The organism is Pseudomonas benzenivorans (genome assembly GCF_033547155.1).
Taxonomy (GTDB): Bacteria; Pseudomonadota; Gammaproteobacteria; order Pseudomonadales; family Pseudomonadaceae; genus Aquipseudomonas; species Aquipseudomonas benzenivorans_B.
This window is the reverse complement of the sequence record NZ_CP137892.1, coordinates 64,622-86,320: the sequence shown is the minus strand read 5'-3', so window position 1 is coordinate 86,320 and position 21,699 is coordinate 64,622. Positions and strand designations below refer to the sequence as shown.

Below are 21,699 nucleotides of genomic sequence, written 5' to 3'. Positions count from 1 at the left end.
ACCGCTCAGGCTCGCCGATCCAGGACGTCGGTCCGCCCGCGGGCCAGTTCGAACATCTGCTGTTCCACCCGCTCGATCAGCTTGCGGCTCTCCGCCGGCTCCAGCACGCCCTCGTCGGCCAGATGCTGCACCGCCTCGCGCTGGCGGTTGAGCAGCAGGCGCAGCGCCGTATAGCTCTCCAGCTGCGCCACTACCCTGCCGTGCTCGTGACGCAGCTCGCTCAACAGGGCCTGGGCCTGCTCGAGGTTGGCCTCGATCTGCTGCCGCGCGGCCGCCGCCATGCTCGGGTCCGGGGCCAGGTCGGTGGCCAGGCCCAGCAGTGCCTGCTGGGCCTGCAGGTAGCCGCGCAGGGTGCCGTAGACCGCGGCCAGGTGGCGGAAGCGCCGGCGCTGCAACCAGCCCCAGCGGGCCAGGCGGCCGAGCCAGGGCGGCTCGGCCCAGAACCCCTGCAGGCGGGGCCGCGGCCCCAGGTCGGGAACGCCGTCCAGGGCCGCTTCCACCGCCTCCACCAGGCGCGCCGTGGCGCCCTGGTCGAGCAAGCCCAGGCCGAACTGGTTCCAGTAGTTCTGCCGTTCGCTCTCCAGCAGCTGGCGCTTGTAGAAGACCGCCAGGTCCTCCTGCGGGCCAGGCGCGCGTGGCTGGAACTCGGCGCTGAGCCTGAGCCGTTGCAGGCTGCGCTCGATGCTCGGCCAGTCGGCATGGGCCAGCAGCGGGTCGCGCTGCAGGGCCTCGAGCAGATCGGCCACCTCGTTGTGGATCAGCCCCTCGGCCTTGACCACAGTGGCCTGCTTGGCCGGCGGCAGCTGGGCCAGGCCGAGCCACTGCAGCAGCGTACCGATGCTGGCGCCGTTGATCACTATGGTCAGCACCACCAGGCCGGCGGTGAGGAACAGCACCTGCTCGCGGATGCTCGCCTCGATCTGCCCCTGCTGCGCCACCGACAGCGCCAATGCCAGGGCCACCGCGCCGCGCAGGCCGCCCCAGGTCAGCACTATGGCCTTGTCGCGGGTCAGGCCGATGCCCAGGCGGGCCAGCAAGGGCGAGAGCAGGGCGATGGTGGTGCCGCGGATCACATTGACCCCCAGGTACAGCAGCAGCAGGCTCAGCCACATGTGCAACGGCGGCAGCGCCACCAGGCGAGCGATGATGATGCCCACCAGCAGGAAGATCAGGGTGTTGAAGATATAGGCGAGCATCTCCCAGAAGTGATGCAGGTAGTGCATCACCTCCGGGCTGAAGCGGGTGCGGCCGACCCCGGCCAGCAGCACCGCGGTGGTCACCACCGCCACCACCCCGGAGGAGTGGAAGCCGTGCTCGGCGACGATGAAACCCAGGTAGGCGGCGGCGATGGTCACCACGGTTTCCAGCACCGCGTCGTTGAACACCTTGCCGACCCAGAGCACCACCCCCGCCGCCACCAGCAGCCCGACCAGGGCGCCGACGCAGACCACGCGGAGGAACTCCAGGCCGACCTGGGCCACCCCGGCCTCGACCGCGCCGCCCAGCAACATGGCGTAGAACAGCACGAAGAAGACGATGGCGGTGCCGTCGTTGAGCAGCGACTCACCCTCGATCAGGGTCTCCAGGCGCTTGCGCGAACTCTGTTCCTTGAGCAAGGACACCACCGCCACCGGGTCGGTGGCGCTGACCAGGGCGCCGAACATCAGCGCCACCGGCCAGCTCCACTCCAGCGGCAGCGCCAGGCGCACCAGCAGCGCGGTGAGCAGGGTCGCGATGATCAGCCCCGGCACCGCCAGCAGGGCGATCTGCGGCAGCATGCGGCGGAACAGGTGCACCTCCATGGCGAAGGCGGACTCGAAGATCAACGCGGGCAGGAACAGGAACAGGATCAGCTGCGGTTCGATACCGGCCACATAGTCGACGCTCTGGCTGAACTCCTGGGCCCAGGCCGGTAGCCAGGCCTGCTCCGCCAGGGCGCCGACCAGCAGGCCGAGCAGCAGCAGGGCGACCGAGTAAGGCACCCTGCTGCCGTGCAGCAGGAAGCGCAGCAGGGCACCGCTGAGCAGGGCGAAGACCGCAAACAGCAGAATCGCCAGACCGTCCGTCATGGCTCACCCCCGTTTCGGGCAGGTGCTGGGCCTGTCCGCGCAGGAACAGGCAACCTCTGTTCAGCATAGGCAACGGCAGGCGCTCGGCCGGGGCGCGTGAGGTGGTGCCGGCCTGGCGGCTAGAGGTCCGCCTCCTCCACCGGGCGCACCGCGGCGGCGTCCAGCGCGTAGGCCGCCTCCGCCAACTCGTTGCTGATCGGCTCGACCTTGAGCGTGCCGCTGACCCACAGCGGCGCGTAGATATCTTCCAGCGCTATGCCGGACGGGTAACGCACCAGCACCAGCTGGTTCGGCGGCGGCGGCGGCACGTGGATGCAGGCGCCGGGATAGGGCACCAGGAAGAACAGGGTGCTGCGGCCCTCGGCGTCGCTCTCCAGCGGCACCGGGTAGCCGCCCAGGCGGATCGAGCGGCCATCCAGCGCCGCCACCGTCCTGGCCGAGTACATCACCGCCGGCAGGTTCTTGTCCTGCTGGCGCAGGCCGCCGGGGTTGTAGAAGGTGCCGTCCTGCTCGGGGCCGTCATGCTCGATCTCCGGCATGGCCTCCAGGGCCTGGCGGTCTTCTTCCGGCATCAGTTCCAGCCAGTCGGTTTCCGCCGGCTCGGCCAGCGCCAGGTGACTGAGCAACAGCAGGGGCAGCAGCAGGTAGCGCATCGGCAGGCTCGCAACAGGTGGAAAGGGTCGGCTCAGCGCTTCTTGATCGCGCCGTAGAGGATCAGCAGTACCACCGCGCCGACCACCGCGCCGATGAAGCCGGCCCCCTGGCCGACCCGGTAGATGCCCAGCGCCTGGCCGCCGTAGGTGGCGGCGATGGAGCCGCCGATACCCAGCAGGATGGTCATGATCCAGCCCATGCTGTCGTCGCCGGGCTTGAGGAAGCGGGCGACCAGACCGACGATCAGGCCGATGAAGATGATTCCGAGGATGTTCATATCAGGCTCTCCCTTTCGGTGACGGGTGCCGAAAGCGGCACCTGGCCATCAGACGGGAGGCGACGGCAGAGGTTCCATCCGCCACCGCCCGGACAGGTCGCCGGCAGCGACTCAGGCCTGGTCGATCAGCGCCAGGACGGCGGCGATCTTCTGCTCCAGGGTCGCCCGGTCCTTGCAGCGCAGGGTGGCGTGGCCGACCTTGCGACCGACCTTGAAGGCCTTGCCGTAGTGGTGCAGGTGGCAGTCGTCGATGGCCACGACCTTGTCGACCGCCGGCACCTCGCCGATGAAGTTGAGCATGGCGCTCTCGCCGACCTTGGCGGTGGAGCCCAGCGGCAGGCCGGCGACGGCGCGCAGGTGGTTCTCGAACTGGCTGCACTCGGCGCCTTCGATGGTCCAGTGTCCGGAGTTGTGCACCCGCGGGGCGATCTCGTTGGCCTTGAGGCCGCCGTCGACCTCGAAGAACTCGAAGGCCAGCACGCCGACGTAGTCGAGCTTGTTCAGCACCCGGCCGACATAGTCCTCGGCCAGGGCCTGCAGCGGGTGATCGGTGCTGGCCACCGACAGGGCGAGGATGCCGCTGTCGTGGCGGTTGTGCACCAGCGGGTAGAAGCGCGTCTCGCCGTCACGGCCGCGCACCGCCACCAGCGACACCTCGCCGGTGAAGGGCACGAAGCCCTCGAGGATGCACGGCACGCTGCCCAGCTCGGCGAAGGCGCCGGCCACGTCGGAGGCAGCACGCAGGACCTTCTGGCCCTTGCCGTCGTAGCCCAGGGTGCGGGTCTTGAGCACCGCCGGCAGGCCGATGCTGGCGGCCGCGGCGTCGAGATCGGCCTGGGACTGGATGTCGGCGAACTCGGGCGTGGGAATGCCCAGCTCCTTGAACATGGACTTCTCGAACCAGCGGTCGCGGGCGATGCGCAGCGACTCGGCGCAGGGGTAGACCGGCACGAACTGCGAGAGGAAGGCCACGGTCTCGGCCGGCACGCTCTCGAACTCGAAGGTCACCAGGTCGACCTCGTCGGCCAGCTGGCGCAGGTGGTCCTGGTCGCCGTAGTCGGCGCGGATGTGCTCGCCCAGGGCCTGGGCGCAGGCGTCCGGCGCCGGGTCGAGGAAGGCGAAGTTCATCCCCAGCGGGGTACCGGCCAGGGCCAGCATGCGGCCCAGCTGGCCGCCACCTATTACACCGATCTTCATGGTTCTACCTCATCAACGGCCGCAAGCGCCTGCGGCCCTCTGCACTGCCCTGGGCGCGGGTTGGCCCGCGCGACTCATCCCCGGTTGCCGGCGCGGCCCTCAGGCCTGGCGCGGGTCCGGGTTGTCCAGCACGGTCTCGGTCTGCTCCTGGCGGAACCGCTTGAGCGCCGCATGGTACTGCGGGTGCTGGTGACCGAGGATGCTCGCCGCCAGCAGCGCCGCGTTGACCGCACCGGCCTTGCCGATGGCCAGGGTAGCGACCGGCACGCCGGCCGGCATCTGCACGATCGACAGCAGCGAGTCGACGCCCGACAGCATCGACGACTGCACCGGCACGCCGAGCACCGGCAGATGGGTCTTGGCCGCGCACATGCCCGGCAGATGGGCGGCACCGCCGGCCCCGGCGATGATCACCTGAATGCCGCGGCCTTCGGCCTCCTCGGCGTACTGGAACAGCAGGTCCGGGGTGCGGTGGGCGGACACCACCTTGACCTCATGGGGGATGCCCAGCTTGTCCAGCATCTCGGCGGTGTGGCTAAGGGTGGACCAATCGGACTTGGAGCCCATGATCACGCCAACCAGTGCGCTCATCGTCGTGCCTCTTCATCGGGCGCCTCGCGGCGCGTCAAAAACCAACAAGCCACGCACAGAGGCGTGGCTTGTCATGTTCGGGTCAAACCCGCGAGCGGGCGGGTTTAAAGGCGGCGCAGTATAGCCTAACGACACAAAGAGCGCCCCCCCTGCGTGACCGTCCGTCGCCGGCGCCGGGCGCGGGCTGCGTGGTCCTTCCTCTATAGAAGGCGACATAGCTTCGCCGAGCCTTGAGCTGGATGCTGGCCCTGGAGCACACTGCCAGCACAGCCCCGCCGCCCCAGCAGGATATGGAAATCCGGATGCACCTCCTCTCTCCCGCCCCGTCGATATATCTATGCTCGGAATATTGAGCAGGATGTGTCGTGCCTTGGGCTTGGCAATATCAGGGAGCGAGATGGTTGGATATGGCGAGCGGGTGTTTGGATATGGGCATAAATTTCTAGCCATGGGAAGTATCCCCATGCCCAGCAAATAGAACAATTAATAGTCATATCTTCGGAGCGCAAGCTTGATATCTCTAGACACCAAAGTCAATCTAGCCTTTTTTGTTTCCGTACTTTCGATACTTTGGAATGTAGCCCTATACAGAAAAGGTCGCAAACTAGAGAAGATCAGAATTTACGACAAAGTATATAGCACTAGCGAGTGGCTGTTAATGTACGAATACAACAATATCAAAAAACGCGAATATGAGTCATCTGACAAAGACCTAGAAATGGCAGTCAGGGAACACAGCAAATCTCACAACATGGCCCAATTTTTTGGAATCGGCTTTGATATCCCAGATAAATTTCAGAACGAAGAAGAAAGAGGCAAATTTTGCACATTGGTCCGCGATGAGCATCAGAGTTTTCATGATGCTTTAAGCAAAGAATTATGGACCCCTATACTAGAACACAACCAATCACCTGTTTTTTGTATCGAAATTGGCGAAGTCCAAGAAAAGCTAGATTATATCTTTAAGTATATTGGAGAAAACTTATCTCACTTCTCACCACACATCAGAAAATTATGGCACGATGCTCAGAACACAACACCAGAGCGAGTTAAGCAACAATACATATCCTTAAAAACATTGAACGATAACTCTTGCGAGCCATTTGATGATGAGCACGTTGAAGATCCCTACGCGGCCATCTTAAAGTCGGTAAGAACAGAGTACCGGCAATTAACACAGACTCGCCTAGAGCGCTGGAACCAAATAACATGGCACGTATGGCGGCTATATTACAAAGTCAGGACATTAAGATGACGAGCCTCATTTGTCGATCCAAAAGCAAAAACCACAAATAGGGGAAAATTTATTTGCCCCACAATCTCTCCTAAACTTCCCATATAAACGGAGTACTGGATGTACCAAAACAGGCAAGCCTTGGCCTTTGGAACGCTGGCTTTTCTGGTAATCGCCGGGTTTATCGCTATCGCCCTGGCGCTCTGGGCCTGGCCCAAATACAACGTCTACAAGATGCAGCTCAACGGTCAGGCCGCGCTGAAAGAGGCCGAGTGGTCGAAGCAGATTCTGATCGAGGAAGCCAAGGCCCGCGAGCAGGCGGCGCTGATGCAGGCCAAGGCCCGAGTCACCCTCGCCGAGGCGGAGGGGAAGGCTAAGATTGTTCAGGCGAAAGCCGAAGGGGCGGCCGATATCGAGCGCGCGAAGGCGGCGGCCGAGGCCAACCGGATCATCGGCGAATCCCTGAAACACAACGAGGAATACTTGCGGTATATCTGGATCAAGGGACTGCAGGACGGCAAGGGCGAGCGCATCTATATACCGACCGAGGCCGGTTTGCCGATTCTGGAAGCCGGAAAAGCGCGAAACTGAGGTTCAAGAGTCGAAAGGAGCACACTTATGAACCAGCACGGAAAACTCAACTACGTCGAACTCCCGGCCAAGGACCTGGCCGCGACCAAGGCCTTCTTCGAGGCCGCGTTCGGCTGGGTCTTCACCGATTACGGCCCCGAGTACACGGCGTTTGCCGATCAGGGGCTGGATGGCGGTTTCTTCAAGTCCGAGCTGTGCGCGGTGCAGGACGAGGGCAGCGCCCTGCTGGTGTTCTACAGCGGCGCCCTGGAGGAAACCCAGGCCAAGGTCGAGCGGGCCGGCGGGCGGATCAGCAAGGCCATCTTCGCCTTCCCCGGCGGTCGGCGCTTTCACTTCATCGAACCCAGCGGCAATGAGTTCGCGGTGTGGAGCGATATCGGCGCCTGACGTTCCTTTGCCCATCTGATGGTGAAGCCGAACTGTGCGCCCCCTCCCCCTGTTCTGCCGACTCACTGCGTCGGGCATAGATTCGGGTTTCGCTCCCTCGGGGGAAGCCTAAAGGCGCGGTAAGCGCCGAAATCGGATGACGATCAACCGGCGAGTGGCCTCGATGCCCCGGTGGAAAGGCTTCGCCGTTTTCCACCCTACGCGGCTGACACCGCAGCCTGTCCCTCCCGCACCGTTCGGTTTTCCGAATGCGCCCAGCGCCCGCGTTCGCCATGGCGAACACGGCACCTCGGTCTCAGTCGCCAAGCAAAGATATTTTTCCTTTATATTCAATGACTTATATTGACAAAAAGGCCGGCAATGCAGCTGGCACGCTCCCTGCTCTAACTCACTGCAGGCAAGCCAACGCCTTAGCCGCCGGGCAGCCCGTCGCCCGGCCCGATAACAACAACAGTGAGAATCCACATGATCAAGAGCACGCTTTCCCGCGCAGTCGCCATCGCCCTGACCGCCGGCCTGCTCAGCGCCCCGGCGCTGGCCGAGGAACTGACCGGCACCCTGAAGAAGATCAAGGAGTCCGGCACCATCGTCCTGGGCCACCGCGACGCCTCCATCCCCTTCTCCTACTTCGGCGACAGCCCGCAGCAGCCGGTGGGCTTCTCCCATGACCTGCAGCTGAAGGTGGTCGAGGCGATCAAGCAGAAGCTGGAGCTGCCGGACCTCAAGGTGCGCTACAACCTGGTGACCTCGCAGACCCGCATCCCGCTGGTGCAGAACGGCACCGTCGACCTGGAGTGCGGCTCCACCACCAACAATGTCGAACGCCAGCAGCAGGTGGACTTCTCCGTGGGCATCTTCGAGGTGGGCACCCGCCTGCTGACCAAGAAGAGCTCGGGCATCGCCGACTTCGCCGACCTGGCCGGCAAGAACGTGGTGACCACCGCCGGCACCACCTCCGAGCGCCTGCTCAAGAGCATGAACGCCGAGAAACAGATGGGCATGAACATCATCTCGGCCAAGGACCATGGCGAGTCCTTCCTGATGCTCGAGTCCGGCCGCGCGGTGGCCTTCATGATGGACGACGCCCTGCTCTACGGCGAGATGGCCAAGGCCAAGCAGCCGGCCGACTGGGCCGTGGTCGGCACCCCGCAGTCGTTCGAGATCTACGGCTGCATGGTGCGCAAGGGCGACCCGGCGTTCAAGGCGCTGGTCGACGGCGCCATCACCGCCACCTACCAGTCCGGCGAAGTCAGCGCCATCTACGACAAGTGGTTCATGCAGCCCATCCCGCCGAAGGGCCTGAACCTCAACTTCCCCATGAGCGCGGAGCTGAAGAAGCTCATCGCCAACCCCACCGACAAGTCTGCCGAGCAGCTGTGACGGTGACGCCGGGGCGCCCTCACGAGGGGTGCGCCGGCGGGGAACCGGGAGCCCAGGGCCCTGCGCGGCCCACTCCCAGCTACCACCCGAATGGATCAGGGGCACGTCCGCCAACCGCGGACGGGGCAGGCCCGCGCTTGCCCTGCCCCCTCCAACCGACTGTTTTGGATGCAGCCGCCAATGCCTGCAAAGGCCGGCGACCCGGCGGCTGAATCTGGCGACACCCGAGGTTTTACCCATATGAATTACAACTGGGACTGGGGCATCTTCTTCAAGTCCACCGGCATCGGCAGCGAGATCTACCTGGACTGGTTCTTCACCGGCCTGGGCTGGACCATCGCCATCGCCCTGGTCGGCTGGGTCATCGCCCTGCTGCTGGGCACGCTGCTGGGCGTGCTGCGCACCGTGCCGAACCGCGTGCTGGCCGGCATCGCCACCGCCTATGTGGAGGTGTTCCGTAACGTGCCGCTGCTGGTACAGCTGTTTCTCTGGTACTTCCTGGTGCCGGACCTGCTGCCCGAGCCGCTGGAGCTGTGGTTCAAGCAGGACCTGTCGCCCGCCACCTCGGCCTACCTGAGCGTGGTCCTGTGCCTGGGCCTGTTCACCGCCGCGCGGGTCTGCGAGCAGGTGCGCACCGGCATCCAGGCGCTGCCCAAGGGCCAGACCGCCGCCGGCTATGCCATGGGCCTGCGCCTGCCGCAGATCTACCGCAACGTGCTGCTGCCCCAGGCGCTGCGCATTGTCATCCCGCCGCTGACCAGTGAGTTTCTCAACATCTTCAAGAACTCCTCGGTGGCCTCGCTGATCGGCCTGATGGAGCTGCTGGCGCAGACCAAGCAGACCGCCGAGTTCAGCGCCAACCTGTTCGAGGCCTTCACCCTGGCCACGCTGATCTACTTCACCCTGAACATGACGCTGATGCAGCTGATGCGGGTGGTGGAGAAGAAGGTCGCGGTCCCCGGGCTGATCGCCGTAGGAGGCAAGTGATGGACTTTTCCGCGATCATCCCGGCCCTGCCGGGCCTGGCCGACGGCATGTGGATGACCCTCAAGCTGATGGCCTTGGGCGTGCTCGGCGGCGTGCTGCTGGGCACCCTGCTGGCGCTGCTGCGGCTGTCGCCGAACCGCCTGCTGGCCAACTTCGCCGCCACCTACGTCAACTACTTCCGTTCCATCCCGCTGCTGCTGGTGATCACCTGGTTCTACTTCGCGGTGCCCTTCATCCTGCGCTGGATCACCGGCGAGGACACCCCGGTGGGCGCCTTCAGCTCCTGCCTGGTGGCCTTCATCATGTTCGAGGCGGCCTACTTCTGCGAGATCGTGCGCGCCGGCATCCAGGCCATTCCCAAGGGCCAGATGGGCGCGGCCAGCGCCCTGGGCATGACCTACGCCCAGAGCATGCGCCTGATCATCCTGCCCCAGGCGTTCCGCAAGATGACCCCGCTGCTGCTGCAGCAGAGCATCATCCTGTTCCAGGACACCTCGCTGGTCTACACCGTGGGCCTGATGGACTTCCTCAACGCCGCCCGCTCGCGCGGCGACATCATCGGCCAGGCCCATGAGTTCCTGATCTTCGCCGGCCTGGTCTACTTCATCGTCAGCTTCTCCGCCTCGCTGCTGGTCAAGCATCTGCAAAAAAGGTTAGCCGTATGATCTCTATCCAGAACGTCAACAAGTGGTACGGGGATTTCCAGGTGCTCAGCGACTGCAGCACCGAGGTGAAGAAGGGCGAGGTGGTGGTGGTGTGCGGGCCGTCCGGCTCGGGCAAGTCGACCCTGATCAAGTGCGTCAACGCCCTGGAGCCCTTCCAGAAGGGCGACATCGTGGTCGACGCCACCTCGGTCGCCGACCGCAAGACCGACCTGCCCAAGCTGCGCTCGCGCGTCGGCATGGTGTTCCAGCACTTCGAGCTGTTCCCCCACCTGTCGATCACCGAGAACCTGACCATCGCCCAGGTCAAGGTGCTCGGCCGCAGCAAGGCCGAGGCCACCGAGAAGGGCCTGGCCCTGCTCGAGCGGGTCGGCCTGGGCGCCCATGCGCACAAGCACCCCGGCCAGCTGTCCGGCGGCCAGCAGCAGCGCGTGGCCATCGCCCGCGCCCTGGCCATGGACCCGGTGGTGATGCTGTTCGACGAGCCCACCTCGGCCCTGGACCCGGAGATGGTCAACGAGGTGCTCGACGTCATGGTGCAGCTGGCCAACGAGGGCATGACCATGATGTGCGTGACCCACGAGATGGGCTTCGCCCGCAAGGTCGCCGACCGGGTGATCTTCATGGACGCCGGCAAGATCGTCGAGGACTGCCCCAAGGACGAGTTCTTCGGCGACATCAATGCCCGTTCCGAGCGGGCCCAGCAATTCCTCGCCAAGATCCTCCAGCACTAGCAGCCGGCGGTTCCCGCGGCTTACGCGGGAACCGCTCGCCCGCCGCAACTGGTCAGCCCCGGACGACTGTGATGCAATGCCCTCCCGCCTGCCTTGGCGCCATGCCGCCCGCCCTGACCGTGAAGCCGCGTCTGACCCGCCATCTGCTGTTGCCGCTCCTGCTGCTGGCCCTGGTGCTCGCCTGTGGCTACGCCGGCTACCGCATCAGCGAGGGGGTGGGCATCCGCGCCCTGGCCGAGAACGGCGAGCGCCAGCTGGAGCTCAACGCCCGGGCGGTGGAAAGCGAGATCACCAAGTACACCTACCTGCCCAGCCTGCTGGAGCTCAACGACGACGTCCGTCGCCTGCTGCAGACCCCCAGTAATTACCGCCGCCAGCGGGTCAACGACTACCTCGAGGGGCTCAACCAGCGCAGCGGCAGCCTGGCCACCTACGTGCTGGACACCGAGGGCCGGGTGCTGGCCACCAGCAACTGGCGCGAACCGAGCAGCTTCCTCGGCGAGGACCTGGCGTTCCGCGCCTATTTCCAGGACGCCATGGCCGGCCGCCCGGGCCGCTTCTACGGCATCGGCAGCACCACCGGAGAACCCGGCTACTACCTGGCCCACGGCCTCAAGCAGGGCGAGAGGATCATCGGCGTGGCGGTGGTCAAGGTGCGCCTGGATGCCCTCGAACAGCGCTGGCAGCGCGCCCGCCTGGAGGCCTACGTCAGCGACGAGAACGGCATCATCATCCTCGCAAGCGACCCGGCGCGCCGGCTCAAGGCCGTCTACCCCCTGGGCCCGAACACCCGCGAGCGCCTGGCGCGCAGCCTGCAGTACCACTGGGTGGCCCTGGAGGAGTTGCAGCCCCTGGCGCGCCAGAGCCTGGGCGAGGGCATCGAGCAGGTCAGCTTCGCCGCCGCCGGTCCCGACCAGGCCGCCGAGGCGGTCAACTACCTGCAGCAGAGCCGCGCCCTGGACGACACCCCCTGGCACCTGACCCTGCTCACCCCGCTGCGCGACCAGCGCCGCACGGCCATCGGCCACGCCCTGCTGGCGGGCGTGGCCTGCGCCCTGCTGATCTTCCTCGGCCTGGCGCTGAACCAGCGGCGCAAGGTGATCGCCACCCGCCTGGCCGCCCGCGAGGCCCTGGAGCAGGCCAACAGCCAGCTGGAACGACGCATCGCCGACCGCACCCGCTCCCTGCGCGCCAGCAACGAGCGGCTCAAGGCCGAGATCGGCGAGCGCCGGCAGACCGAGGCCCACCTGCGCAAGACCCAGGACGAACTGGTCCAGGCCGGCAAGCTGGCGGTGATCGGGCAGATGTCCACCAGCATCGCCCACGAACTCAACCAGCCGCTGGCGGCCCTGCGCACCCTGTCCGGCAACACCGTGCGCTTCCTCCAGCGCGGCGCCCTGGACGTGGCCGGCAGCAACCTGCAGACCATCGCCGAGCTGGTCGACCGCATGGGCAAGATCACCGCCAGCCTGCGCGCCTTCGCCCGCCGCTCGGACGACCACGGCCAGGCCGACCTGGACAAGGCGGTGGAGGCGGCGCTGATGCTGTTGCACCCGCGCCTGCAGCGCACGCCCCTGATCGTCGAACGCGACTATGGCCCGGAGCCGGGCCAGGAGCCGCTGCGTCTGGCCATCGACCAGACCCGCCTGGAACAGATCCTGGTCAACCTGATCGGCAACGCCCTGGACGCCATGGCCCGGCAGCGCGACCGGCGCCTGTGGCTCAGCGGCGCCCTGGTCGGCGCCCGCTACCAGCTGGAAGTGCGCGACAACGGCCCGGGCATCGACCCGGCGCTGCGCGGCCACCTGTTCGAACCCTTCTTCACCACCAAGCCGGGCGAGCAGGGCCTGGGCCTGGGCCTGACCCTGTCGGCCAGCCTGGCCGCCGCCGCCGGCGGCAGCCTCGGCGTGCGCCACCCGGACGAAGGCGGCACGGCCTTTATCCTCAGCCTGGCCTCGTTCACCGGTGCCCCACTGGAGCAGCAACCCCATGGCTGAAGCCCTCAGCGTCCTGATCGTCGAAGACGACCCCCATGTCCTGCTCGGCTGCCAGCAGGCCCTGGCCCTGGAAGACATCCCCAGCGAGGGCCTGGGCAGCGCCGAGCAGGCCCTGGCGCGGGTCGGCGCGGATTTTCCCGGCATAGTGGTCAGCGACATCCGCCTGCCGGGCCTGGACGGCCTGCAACTGCTGAGCGAGCTCAAGCGCCGCGATCCGAGCCTGCCGGTGGTGCTGATCACCGGCCACGGCGACATCGCCATGGCGGTCGGCGCGATGCGCGACGGCGCCTACGACTTCATCGAGAAGCCCTTCTCCCCCGAGCGTCTGGTCGAGGTCTGCCGCCGCGCCCTCGAGCAGCGCGGCCTGGCCCGCGAGGTTGGCGAGCTGCGTCGCCGGCTGGCCGGGCGCCAGGCCCTGGAGCAGCGCCTGATCGGCCGCTCGCCGGCCATGCAGCGCCTGCGCGAGCTGATCGTCAACGTCGCCGATACCGGCGCCAACGTGCTGATCGAGGGCGAGACCGGCACCGGCAAGGAGCTGGTGGCGCGCTGCCTGCACGACTTCAGCCGGCGCTCGCGCAAAGAGTTCGTCGCCCTCAACTGCGGCGGCCTGCCGGAGAACCTGTTCGAGAGCGAGATCTTCGGCCACGAGGCCCACGCCTTCACCGGCGCCGGCAAGCGGCGCATCGGCAAGATCGAGCACGCCGACGGCGGCAGCCTGTTCCTCGACGAGATCGAGAGCATGCCGCTGAACCTGCAGATCAAGCTGCTGCGGGTGCTGCAGGAGCACAGCCTGGAGCGCCTGGGCTCGAACCAGCCGATCGCCGTGGACTGCCGGGTGATCGCCGCGACCAAGGCCGACCTCGACGCCCTCGGCCGTGCCGGGCAGTTCCGCAGCGACCTCTACTACCGGCTCAACGTGGTCAGCCTGGAGCTGCCGCCGCTGCGCGAGCGGCGCGAGGACATCGGCCTGCTGTTCGAGCACTTCCTGCAGCTGGCCGCGCTGCGCTTCGACCGCCCGGCGCCGGAACCGGACCGCCACACCCTGGCCGCGCTGATGGCTCACGACTGGCCGGGCAACGTGCGCGAGCTGCGCAACGTCGCCGAGCGCTTCGCCCTCGGCCTGCCGGCCTTCAAGCACAGCGGCCCGACCGCGGACGCCGGCGGGCCGAGCTTCGCCGAGGCGGTGGAGGCCTTCGAGCGCAGCCTGCTGGGCGACGCCCTGGCGCGCCACGCCGGCAACCTCAGCCAGGCCAGCCAGGCCCTGGGCATGGCCAAGACCACCCTGTTCGACAAGGTGAAGAAGTACGGCCTATAGGCTGGCGGGCTAGCGCTCGCCGCCGCGCTGCTGGCTGTTGAAGCGCTGCCGGTAGGCGCCCGGCGCAATGCCGACCCGCTGCTTGAACAGGCGGCGGAAGGAGCTGCCGTCCTCGTAGCCCACCTGCTGGGTGATGCGCTCGAAGTTCTCCTGCCCGCCCTCCAGCAGGTGCTTGGCCCGCTCGATGCGCAGGTTCTGCAGGTACTGCCCGGGGGTCTGCCCGGTGGCGTCCTTGAAGCGCCGGATCAGGCTGCGCGGGGTCAGGGCGAAGCGCTCGGCGACCTGCTCCAGGGCGATGGGCTCGGCCAGGTGCTTCTCCAGCCAGATCTGCACCTTCAGCACCTCCTGGTCCTGGTGGCTCTTGTCGAACGGGCCGCTCATGTAGGGCGTCTGGCTGCGCTCGGCGCTGTCGACCAAGAGTTTCTTCGAGCACTCGGCGGCCAGCTGGGGCGAGGCGAAGCGGCGGATGATGTGCAGCAGCAGGTCGCTGCCGGTGGTCGAGCCGGCCGAACAGAGCAGCAGGCCGTCGTCGGTCACCGTGCGCTCGGCCTGCAACCGCACCCGCGGGAAGTGCCGGGCGAACTGCTCGGCGAAGATCCAGTGGGTGGTGGCGCGCTTGCCGTCCAGCAGGCCGGCCTGGGCGGTGACGAAGGTGCCGGTGCACATGCTGGCGATATAGCCGTTGCGGCCATGGTGATGGCGCAGCCAGGCGCACACCGGGCCCATCTCGGGCAGTACCGCGAGGATGTTGAACATAAAGCCCGGCACTATGATCAGGTCGCTGTCCCCGACCTCGGCCAGGGCCTTGTGCGGCGTCAGGCGCAGGCCACCGGTGCAGGTCACCGGCGCGCCGTCGATGGACACGCTCTGCACCTCGAAGGGGGCGGCGCCGGCACCACCGGTGGCGAACCGGTGCAACACGTTGGCGCACTCGAGGAACTCCAGGGCCGCCGATACGCTGGTGGCCGAGCAGCGATCGGCCATCAGAACCGTCACCCTCATTTCAATCTCCCCCATCCCCTAACCGCGCTTTTCGCACGCTTTTCGTCATTTTCACCCATGGTGAGCCCGTCGCCCGCTGCCTAGCATGGCGCCCCACCAGGAGATGGGAGGCGCCGCCACGGCGACTTCGTACCATAGTCCAAGAGGAGCGCGGCGATGAAACATACAGCCTATCGACTGTTCAAAAAACCCTTCTTCGGCCGTTTCATGCGGCCCTGGCGCTGGCCGGAGGGTATCGACCAGGGCCCCTGGCAGCGCCTGAGCATTGCCAGCGGCTCGGGCGCCCGCCTGGCCGCCCTGCTGGCCGAGGCCCATACGCCCGAGGCCAAGGGCGCGGTGCTACTGGCCCACCCCATGGGCACCGCGGCCAAGGGCTTCTGGCTGAAACAGGGCCACGCCGAGCTGCTGCGCCGGGCCGGTTATCACGTGATGCTGTTCGACCTCAACGGCTTCGGCGAGAGCAGCTCCACCACCATGGACTACCCCCTGGACGTGCTGGCCGCCGGACAGGCCCTGCAGACCCGCTATCCGCAGCTGCCGCTGGCGCTGCTCGGCGCCTCCATGGGCGCGGCCATGAGCCTCTGCGCCCTGGCCGAGGCGGGGCATCCGTTCAAGGCCGCGGTGCTCGAGTCGGCCTTTCCGACCCTGCTGCACTTCTGGCGCCGCTACCCCATCCCCCGGCTCGGCATCCAGTTGTCCAGGCTGCTCTATCCGGCCGGCGAGCGGCGCCTGCGCCCGCTCCATGCCGCCACCCGGCTGGTGGGCCAGCCGCCCCTGCTGCTGATCTACGGCGAGGACGACCCCTACACCCCGGTGCGGGACGGCCGGCAGCTGCACCAGGCCCTGGCCCAGGCCACCCATAGCGAGTTCTGGCAGGTGCCGGGGGCCCAGCACACCCTGGCCTATGCGGCGCAGCCCGAGGCCTACACGCAGCGGGTGAGCGCCTTCCTCGACAGCCATCTGGCCGCTCAGGGCCACCCCCATAACCACGCCATCGCCTAACCAGAGGACTGCCCATGAATTTTGCCGACCTGCTGCACGCCGCCTGCGCCTCATCCCCCAGCCAGGTGCAGATTCCCGAGCACTGGGGCCAGGGCCGGGCCACCTTCGGCGGCCTGCTGGCCGCCTGCCTGTTCGAGAAGATCCGCCCGCGGGTGGCCGCCGAGCGGGCGCTGCGCTCGCTGATGGTTTCGTTCGTCGCCCCGGTGGCACCCGGCGCCCTGGAGGTGCAGGTCAGGGTGCTGCGCGAAGGCAAGGCGGCGACCCAGGTGCAGGCCACGGCCTATCAAGACGATCAGCCCTGCGTGGTGATGCTGGCCAGCTTCGGCGGTGACCGTGCCTCGGCCGTGAGCGTGGCGGCCATGAACGCACCGACCACCAAGAGCCCAGAAGCCGCAACGCAGTTTCCCTTTATCCCCGGGCTGACGCCGGACTTCACCCAGCACTTCGACTACCGTTATGCGGTCGGCACGATGCCCTTTATGGGCGGCCGGGAGCCCCACCTGGGCGGCTGGATTCGCCTGCGCGAGCCGGGCGACCAGGCGGCCGGGGTGGCCGAACTGCTGTGCCTGCTGGATGCCTGGCCGCCGGCGGTATTCAGCCTGCTCAAGGCCCCGGCCGCCGGCAGCACCCTGACCTGGAGCCTCGGCTTCGTCGAGCGCCCCGAGGCCTGCTCGGGCGGCGACTGGTGGCAGTACCTGGCCGACATCCAGCATGCCGCCAACGGCTACAGCCATATCGATGCCACCCTGTGGGACCGCCACGGCCACACGGCGCTGGTCAGCCGCCAGACCGTCAGCGTCTTCGCCTAAGCGGCCACCCTCCGCCACGCCCGACCGTGGGGTCGTCGACATTCGCGGTATGCTTCTTGCTCGCTTCTTGCCGACAGTCGGCCACCAGAAGACCGCGGACGCCACCGATGCTGCATGCCCACCTGACCACCCTGCACGTGGTTGCCCTGATCCTCGAGCTGCTCGCCGAACGGCCCGAGCAGGCCGAGACCCTGCTGGCCGGCAGCGGCATCCGCCCCGCCGAGCTGGCCAGCGGCGAGCGGCGCATCACCCGCACCCAGGAGTTGCAGGTGTGTGCCAATGCCCTGGAGCGGCGCGCCGACCTCGGCCTGGCGCTGGGCCGGCGCCTGCATGTGTCGTCCTACGGCCTGCTCGGTTACGCCGCGCTGTCGGCTGCCACCTTCGGTGACGCCTGGCGCCTGCTGCTGCAGTACCCGGCGCTGCTGGGCACCTATTTCAAGCTGGAACTGAGCGTCGAGGGCGAACTGGCCTGGGTCGGCGCCGCCGACTACCGCCATGACGCGGCGCTGGAGCGCTTCAACGTGGAGATGTGCCTCGCCTCGCTCAGGCTAGTCTGCGACGAGCTGCTCGGTCGCTCGCTGCCCCTGGCCGCGGCACAGTTCCAGCACGCCAGGCCCGACTACGTCGCGCGCTACGCGGCCAGCTTTCCCTGCCCGCTGCAGTTCGACGCCCCTCGCAATGCCTTCGCCTTCCCCGTCGAATGGCTGCAGCGGCGCCTGCCGCTGGCCGACCCGGTGACCCACCAGGACATGCTCGAACGCTGCCGCAAGCAGAACGTCGAGTTCACCACGCGCCAGCAATGGCTGCAGCGGGTGCGCGAGGCTCTGGCCAGCCAACTGGCCGAGCCGCCGGGCCTGGAGCAGTTGGCGCAGCAGATGCACTGCTCGCCGCGCACCCTGCGCCGCCACCTGCAGGAGCTCGGCACCCACTATCAGGAACTGCTCGACGAGCTGCGCTTCGAGCGCGCCAAGGCCCTGCTCGGCCAGGAGGACTGGCCGATCTGCCGGATCGCCGAGGCGCTGGGCTTCAGCGAGAGCGCCAGCTTCCGCCATGCCTTCCAGCGCTGGAGCGGAGTCGCGCCGAGCCGTTTTCGTGCGTAAGTAACCCACCGCCCGATAGGCAGTGCGTAGGGTGGGTTAGGTGCCTGTCCAGGTTGCTTGCCGTCCCATCAATCTTTGCTGCGCCGTAACCCACCATGGGCGGCGAGGCGAGCGGCGATCCGGCGGGTTACGCGGCACCCGATTGGCGTTGCCGGCTTTGCATCAGGCGTTCAGTGCCGCTAACCCACCCTACCCCGACTGCGGCGGCCGGCAAATTTGGCCACTTCGATCCCCTATTGGCCGTTGCCAGCGTTCTCCACTCGCCTCCTGGGGCGAACAATGACTCCCACAACGACAACCTGGGAGCCTCCCTGCACATGCTGACCTACTACAGCGACGACCATCACCTGCACCACGGCAGCTGCGAGCTGATCGACGGCCAGCTGCTGCCCTGCTTCGAGAAACCGCAGCGCGCCGACCATATCCTCGCACGGGTCAAGGAGCGCGAACTCGGCGAGGTCCGCGCCCCCAGGGACTTCGGCCGCGCGCCGCTGGCGCGCATCCACTCGGCGGCCTACCTGGACTTCCTCGAAGGCGCCTGGGCCCGCTGGCAGGCCCAGGGCGGCCAGGGCGACCTGCTGCCCTACACCTGGCCGGCACGCACCCTGCGCCAGCTGCTGCCGACCAGCCTGCACGGCCAACTCGGCTACTACAGCTTCGACGCCGGCGCGCCGATCACCGCCGGCACCTGGCAGGCGGCCTACAGCGCCGCCCAGGTGGCCCTCAGCGCCCAGGCCGAGATCGCCGCCGGCGCCCACAGCGCCTTCGCCCTGTGCCGGCCGCCGGGCCACCACGCCGCCGCCGAGGTGATGGGCGGCTACTGCTACCTGAACAACGCCGCCATCGCCGCCCAGGCCTTCCTCGACCAGGGCCGCGCCAAGGTGGCGATCCTCGACGTCGACTACCACCACGGCAACGGCACCCAGTCGATCTTCTACCCACGCGGCGACGTGGTGGTGGCCTCGATCCACGGCGACCCGGCGGCGGAGTTCCCGTTCTTCCTCGGCCACGCCGACGAGTGCGGCGAAGGCACCGGCGAGGGCTGCAACTTCAACTACCCGCTGCCGGCCGGCAGCGACTGGGCGACCTGGCGCGCGGCCCTGGAACAGGCCTGCCGGCGCATCGCCGAATCCGGCGCCGAGGTGCTGGTGGTGTCGCTGGGGGTGGACACCTTCAAGGACGATCCGATCTCCCAGTTCAAGCTCGACAGCCCGGACTACCTGCGCATGGGCCAGCGCATCGCCGCCCTCGGCCTGCCGACCCTGTTCGTCATGGAAGGCGGCTACGCGGTGGAGGCGATCGGCGTGAATGCGGTGAATGTGCTGGAAGGTTTCGAGGGCGCCTGAGCCTGGTCCAAGAATTCGGTTCGTCGGGTGGATGGCGCTCTATCCAGCCACCCCCCAACACAGCGTTAACTCACTACAAGAATGGAGTAGCCCTGATGAACAGACTCACCCGCACCCTGACCGCCGGCCTCTGCGCCGGCGCCCTGCTCGGCGGCCTCGGCCAGGCCCTGGCCGCCGACAAGCCGCGCGAGCTGCGCGTGTACAACTGGGCCGACTACATGCTGCCCTCGGTGCCCAAGGAGTTTCAGGAGAAATCCGGCATCCAGCTGACCTGGGACCTGTTCGACACCAACGAGGCCCTGGAGGCCAAGCTGCTCACCGGCAACTCCGGCTACGACCTGGTGGTGCCGTCCAATACCTTCCTCGACACCCAGATCCGCGCCGGGGTGTTCCAGAAGCTGGACAAGGCCAAGCTGCCCAACTGGCGGCACCTGGATCCCGGCCTGCTGCAGCTGATGACCGCCAACGACCCCGGCAACGAGCATGCGGTGCCCTACATGTACGGCACCGTGCTGCTCGGCTTCAACCCGGACCAGGTCAAGGCCGCCCTCGGCGAAGACGCCCCGGTGAACAGCTGGGATCTGATCTTCAAGGAGGAGAACGCCGCCAAGCTGGCCCAGTGCGGGGTGACCCTGCTCGACTCGCCGAGCGAGATGCTGCCGATCGCCCTGCACTACCTGGGCCTGGACCCGGCCAGCACCCGGCGCGAGGACTACGACAAGGCCACCGAACTGCTGCTGAAGATCCGCCCGCACGTGCGCTACTTCCACTCGGCCAAGTACATGACCGACATCGCCAACGGCAACATCTGCGTGGCCGTCGGTTACTCGGGCAGCTTCTACCAGTTCGCCAACCGCGCCAAGGAAGCCGGCAACGGCGTGGTCATCGACTGGCGCCTGCCCAAGGAAGGCGCGCCGCTGTGGTTCGACTCCTTCGCCATCCCGGCCAGCGCGCAGAACGTCGAGGAGGCCCACGAGTTCCTCAACAACCTGCTCGACCCGCAGGTGGTGGCGCCGATCAGCACCTTCCTCGGCTACCCGAACCCGAACAAGAGCTCGATGCCACTGGTCAGCGCGGAAATCCGCGACAACCCCGACCTGACGCCGACCGCCGAGGCGCAGAAGACCCTGTACGTGCTCAAGCCGCTGCCGCAGAAGGCCGAGCGCCTGCGCACCCGCGCCTGGACCCGGATCAAGTCGGGGACCTGAAGGTCAAGCCCCGGGGCGCTCAGCGCCCCAGCCCGCCGCTTTCCAGCTTGCGCCAGAGCAGGCGCACCGCCGCCTTGCGCACCAGGGCGCAGCGGTACAGGCGGATCTCCAGCGGCGTCTGCCACTGCTCGTCGCCGCACACCGCCAGCTCGCCGCGGGCCAGCTCGGCGGTCACCGACAGGCGCGGCACCCAGGCCACCCCCATGCCCTGCAGGGCCATGCTCTTCAAACTGTCGGCCATGGCCGTCTCGTACACCGTGGTCGAGCGCAGGGCGCGCTGGCGCAGCAGCAGGTTCACCGAACGGCCGAGGAAGGCCCCGGCGGTATAGGCCAGCAGCGGCACGCTCTGGCCACTGTCGAGGTCGTACAGCGGCCGGCCGCCCTCGTCCACCGCGCACACCGGCAGCATGGCGGTGGCGCCCAGGTGCAGCGAGGGGAAGATCTCCGGGTCCATCTGCAGAGAGGCGTCCGGGTCGTAGTAGGCGAGGATCAGGTCGCAGCTGCCTTCGCGCAGCGAGTGCACCGCCTCGCCGACGTTGGTCGCCACCAGCCGGGTGTTCAGTGGCAGGCCCTCGCGGCGCAGACGGGCGATCCACTCGGGGAAGAAGCCCAGGGTCAGCGAGTGGGCGGCGACTATCTGCAGCACCTCGCCCTGCTTGCCCTCGAGGTTGTGCAGGTGGCGCACCACCTCGCCGAACTGCTCGACCAGGCTGCGCGCGGTGACCAGGAATAGCTGACCGGCCTCGGTCAGTTCCACCGGGGTGCAGGCGCGGTTGACCAGGGTCAGGCCGAGCATCTGCTCCAGCGCCTTGATCCGCCGGCTGAAGGCCGGCTGGGTGACGTGGCGCCTCGACGCCGCCTGGGAAAAGCTGCGGGTGGCGGCCAGGGCGACGAAGTCCTCCAGCCATTTGGTTTCCAGGTTCATGGGATATCCCTTGCTATTGCGCGCCATACGTAGGGTGGGTGACGCCCTTTGCATCCACCGAATCGGCCACCCTCGGTTGTGGTGGATGGCTAAAGCGTCATCCACCCTACGCCCGCCGGCACTTCGGCGTCACGTCCACATTATGCCGATTATGCATACCCCAGCGCTTAACAGCATTGGCCGGCGCAAGGGTGCAGCCCTTAGTCTAGAAGGCATCGCGGCCTGCGCCGCC

At 67.3% G+C, this 21,699-nt stretch carries 21 protein-coding genes; 14 read left to right on the top strand and 7 right to left on the bottom strand.

Features of this window, described 5'->3' with window-relative positions; genetic code table 11:
* Positions 1-5: 5 nt before the first annotated feature.
* The 5 genes from SBP02_RS00415 to purE all read right to left on the bottom strand — a co-directional run bounded on the left by SBP02_RS00415 (position 6) and on the right by purE (position 4,788).
* The gene (locus tag SBP02_RS00415) at positions 6-2,069 is read right to left on the bottom strand and encodes a cation:proton antiporter (protein ID WP_318644428.1); all 2,064 of its coding nucleotides are present in this window, start codon (positions 2,067-2,069) and stop codon (positions 6-8) included.
* Positions 2,070-2,188: 119 nt separating this feature from the next.
* Positions 2,189-2,722, bottom strand: a complete 534-nt coding sequence (locus SBP02_RS00410; RefSeq protein ID WP_318644426.1) for a DUF3299 domain-containing protein — start codon at positions 2,720-2,722, stop codon at positions 2,189-2,191.
* Positions 2,723-2,754: 32 nt separating this feature from the next.
* Positions 2,755-3,000: a GlsB/YeaQ/YmgE family stress response membrane protein gene (locus SBP02_RS00405; protein WP_318644425.1), complete on the bottom strand. Its 246-nt coding sequence runs from the start codon at positions 2,998-3,000 to the stop codon at positions 2,755-2,757.
* 111 nt (positions 3,001-3,111) lie between these two features.
* Entirely contained in the window at positions 3,112-4,197 is a 1,086-nt protein-coding gene (locus SBP02_RS00400) for a 5-(carboxyamino)imidazole ribonucleotide synthase (RefSeq protein ID WP_318644424.1), read from the bottom strand.
* Positions 4,198-4,296: 99 nt separating this feature from the next.
* Complete coding sequence (gene purE / locus SBP02_RS00395) at positions 4,297-4,788, bottom strand: 5-(carboxyamino)imidazole ribonucleotide mutase (protein WP_318644423.1); 492 nt, start codon at positions 4,786-4,788, stop codon at positions 4,297-4,299.
* Between the two features lie 658 nt (positions 4,789-5,446).
* Between purE and SBP02_RS00390 the strand changes: the two genes are divergently transcribed.
* The 9 genes from SBP02_RS00390 to SBP02_RS00350 all read left to right on the top strand — a co-directional run bounded on the left by SBP02_RS00390 (position 5,447) and on the right by SBP02_RS00350 (position 14,075).
* A complete protein-coding gene (locus tag SBP02_RS00390) occupies positions 5,447-6,043 on the top strand; it encodes a hypothetical protein (protein WP_318644422.1) in 597 nt (198 codons plus the stop codon).
* A 99-nt stretch (positions 6,044-6,142) separates the two neighbouring features.
* Entirely contained in the window at positions 6,143-6,613 is a 471-nt protein-coding gene (locus tag SBP02_RS00385) for a hypothetical protein (RefSeq protein ID WP_318644421.1), read from the top strand.
* Between the two features lie 27 nt (positions 6,614-6,640).
* Positions 6,641-7,000, top strand: coding sequence for a VOC family protein (locus SBP02_RS00380; RefSeq protein ID WP_318644420.1), 360 nt, complete (start codon positions 6,641-6,643; stop codon positions 6,998-7,000).
* 465 nt (positions 7,001-7,465) lie between these two features.
* On the top strand, positions 7,466-8,380 hold the full coding sequence (locus tag SBP02_RS00375; protein WP_318644419.1) for a glutamate/aspartate ABC transporter substrate-binding protein: 915 nt from the start codon (positions 7,466-7,468) through the stop codon (positions 8,378-8,380).
* A gap of 240 nt (positions 8,381-8,620) precedes the next feature.
* Entirely contained in the window at positions 8,621-9,367 is a 747-nt protein-coding gene (locus tag SBP02_RS00370) for an amino acid ABC transporter permease (protein WP_318644418.1), read from the top strand.
* On the top strand, positions 9,364-10,032 hold the full coding sequence (locus tag SBP02_RS00365) for an amino acid ABC transporter permease (RefSeq protein WP_318644417.1): 669 nt from the start codon (positions 9,364-9,366) through the stop codon (positions 10,030-10,032). The genes SBP02_RS00370 and SBP02_RS00365 overlap by 4 nt, the downstream gene beginning before the upstream one ends.
* A complete protein-coding gene (locus SBP02_RS00360) occupies positions 10,029-10,763 on the top strand; it encodes an amino acid ABC transporter ATP-binding protein (protein ID WP_318644416.1) in 735 nt (244 codons plus the stop codon). The genes SBP02_RS00365 and SBP02_RS00360 overlap by 4 nt, the downstream gene beginning before the upstream one ends.
* Positions 10,764-10,834: 71 nt before the next feature.
* Positions 10,835-12,760, top strand: a complete 1,926-nt coding sequence (locus SBP02_RS00355) for a sensor histidine kinase (protein ID WP_318644415.1) — start codon at positions 10,835-10,837, stop codon at positions 12,758-12,760.
* Entirely contained in the window at positions 12,753-14,075 is a 1,323-nt protein-coding gene (locus tag SBP02_RS00350) for a two-component response regulator AauR (RefSeq protein ID WP_404824349.1), read from the top strand. Before SBP02_RS00355 ends, SBP02_RS00350 begins: the two co-directional genes overlap by 8 nt.
* Positions 14,076-14,084: 9 nt before the next feature.
* On the opposite strand, the gene SBP02_RS00345 is transcribed toward SBP02_RS00350, so the two are convergent.
* Positions 14,085-15,077, bottom strand: coding sequence for a GlxA family transcriptional regulator (locus tag SBP02_RS00345; RefSeq protein ID WP_318644414.1), 993 nt, complete (start codon positions 15,075-15,077; stop codon positions 14,085-14,087).
* Positions 15,078-15,233: 156 nt separating this feature from the next.
* Between SBP02_RS00345 and SBP02_RS00340 the strand changes: the two genes are divergently transcribed.
* The 5 genes from SBP02_RS00340 (at position 15,234) to SBP02_RS00320 (ending at position 20,542) form a co-directional block, all read left to right on the top strand.
* The gene (locus SBP02_RS00340) at positions 15,234-16,079 is read left to right on the top strand and encodes an alpha/beta hydrolase family protein (RefSeq protein WP_318644413.1); all 846 of its coding nucleotides are present in this window, start codon (positions 15,234-15,236) and stop codon (positions 16,077-16,079) included.
* A 14-nt stretch (positions 16,080-16,093) separates the two neighbouring features.
* Positions 16,094-16,888, top strand: a complete 795-nt coding sequence (locus SBP02_RS00335; protein WP_318644411.1) for an acyl-CoA thioesterase — start codon at positions 16,094-16,096, stop codon at positions 16,886-16,888.
* Positions 16,889-16,995: 107 nt separating this feature from the next.
* A complete protein-coding gene (locus SBP02_RS00330; protein ID WP_318644410.1) occupies positions 16,996-17,988 on the top strand; it encodes an AraC family transcriptional regulator in 993 nt (330 codons plus the stop codon).
* Positions 17,989-18,305: 317 nt separating this feature from the next.
* The gene (locus SBP02_RS00325) at positions 18,306-19,334 is read left to right on the top strand and encodes a histone deacetylase family protein (RefSeq protein ID WP_318644409.1); all 1,029 of its coding nucleotides are present in this window, start codon (positions 18,306-18,308) and stop codon (positions 19,332-19,334) included.
* A 95-nt stretch (positions 19,335-19,429) separates the two neighbouring features.
* Entirely contained in the window at positions 19,430-20,542 is a 1,113-nt protein-coding gene (locus SBP02_RS00320; RefSeq protein WP_318644408.1) for a polyamine ABC transporter substrate-binding protein, read from the top strand.
* Between the two features lie 19 nt (positions 20,543-20,561).
* Here the strand turns inward: SBP02_RS00320 and SBP02_RS00315 are convergent, their stop codons facing one another.
* Positions 20,562-21,467, bottom strand: coding sequence for a LysR substrate-binding domain-containing protein (locus SBP02_RS00315; protein WP_318644407.1), 906 nt, complete (start codon positions 21,465-21,467; stop codon positions 20,562-20,564).
* Positions 21,468-21,699 lie beyond the last annotated feature (232 nt).

Excerpts from the sequence above, each read along its gene's own strand:
- SBP02_RS00355 (WP_318644415.1), top strand. The coding sequence starts at position 10,835 with ATGCAATGCCCTCCCGCCTGCCTTGGCGCCATGCCGCCCGCCCTGACC.
- SBP02_RS00375 (WP_318644419.1), top strand. The coding sequence starts at position 7,466 with ATGATCAAGAGCACGCTTTCCCGCGCAGTCGCCATCGCCCTGACCGCC.
- SBP02_RS00330 (WP_318644410.1), top strand. The coding sequence starts at position 16,996 with ATGCTGCATGCCCACCTGACCACCCTGCACGTGGTTGCCCTGATCCTC.
- SBP02_RS00400 (WP_318644424.1), bottom strand. The coding sequence starts at position 4,197 with ATGAAGATCGGTGTAATAGGTGGCGGCCAGCTGGGCCGCATGCTGGCC.
- SBP02_RS00340 (WP_318644413.1), top strand. The coding sequence starts at position 15,234 with ATGAAACATACAGCCTATCGACTGTTCAAAAAACCCTTCTTCGGCCGT.
- SBP02_RS00370 (WP_318644418.1), top strand. The coding sequence starts at position 8,621 with ATGAATTACAACTGGGACTGGGGCATCTTCTTCAAGTCCACCGGCATC.
- SBP02_RS00335 (WP_318644411.1), top strand. The coding sequence starts at position 16,094 with ATGAATTTTGCCGACCTGCTGCACGCCGCCTGCGCCTCATCCCCCAGC.
- SBP02_RS00315 (WP_318644407.1), bottom strand. The coding sequence starts at position 21,467 with ATGAACCTGGAAACCAAATGGCTGGAGGACTTCGTCGCCCTGGCCGCC.
- SBP02_RS00320 (WP_318644408.1), top strand. The coding sequence starts at position 19,430 with ATGAACAGACTCACCCGCACCCTGACCGCCGGCCTCTGCGCCGGCGCC.
- SBP02_RS00390 (WP_318644422.1), top strand. The coding sequence starts at position 5,447 with ATGTACGAATACAACAATATCAAAAAACGCGAATATGAGTCATCTGAC.
- SBP02_RS00385 (WP_318644421.1), top strand. The coding sequence starts at position 6,143 with ATGTACCAAAACAGGCAAGCCTTGGCCTTTGGAACGCTGGCTTTTCTG.
- SBP02_RS00325 (WP_318644409.1), top strand. The coding sequence starts at position 18,306 with ATGCTGACCTACTACAGCGACGACCATCACCTGCACCACGGCAGCTGC.
- SBP02_RS00415 (WP_318644428.1), bottom strand. The coding sequence starts at position 2,069 with ATGACGGACGGTCTGGCGATTCTGCTGTTTGCGGTCTTCGCCCTGCTC.
- SBP02_RS00410 (WP_318644426.1), bottom strand. The coding sequence starts at position 2,722 with ATGCGCTACCTGCTGCTGCCCCTGCTGTTGCTCAGTCACCTGGCGCTG.
- SBP02_RS00360 (WP_318644416.1), top strand. The coding sequence starts at position 10,029 with ATGATCTCTATCCAGAACGTCAACAAGTGGTACGGGGATTTCCAGGTG.
- SBP02_RS00345 (WP_318644414.1), bottom strand. The coding sequence starts at position 15,077 with ATGAGGGTGACGGTTCTGATGGCCGATCGCTGCTCGGCCACCAGCGTA.
- SBP02_RS00405 (WP_318644425.1), bottom strand. The coding sequence starts at position 3,000 with ATGAACATCCTCGGAATCATCTTCATCGGCCTGATCGTCGGTCTGGTC.
- purE (WP_318644423.1), bottom strand. The coding sequence starts at position 4,788 with ATGAGCGCACTGGTTGGCGTGATCATGGGCTCCAAGTCCGATTGGTCC.
- SBP02_RS00380 (WP_318644420.1), top strand. The coding sequence starts at position 6,641 with ATGAACCAGCACGGAAAACTCAACTACGTCGAACTCCCGGCCAAGGAC.
- SBP02_RS00350 (WP_404824349.1), top strand. The coding sequence starts at position 12,753 with ATGGCTGAAGCCCTCAGCGTCCTGATCGTCGAAGACGACCCCCATGTC.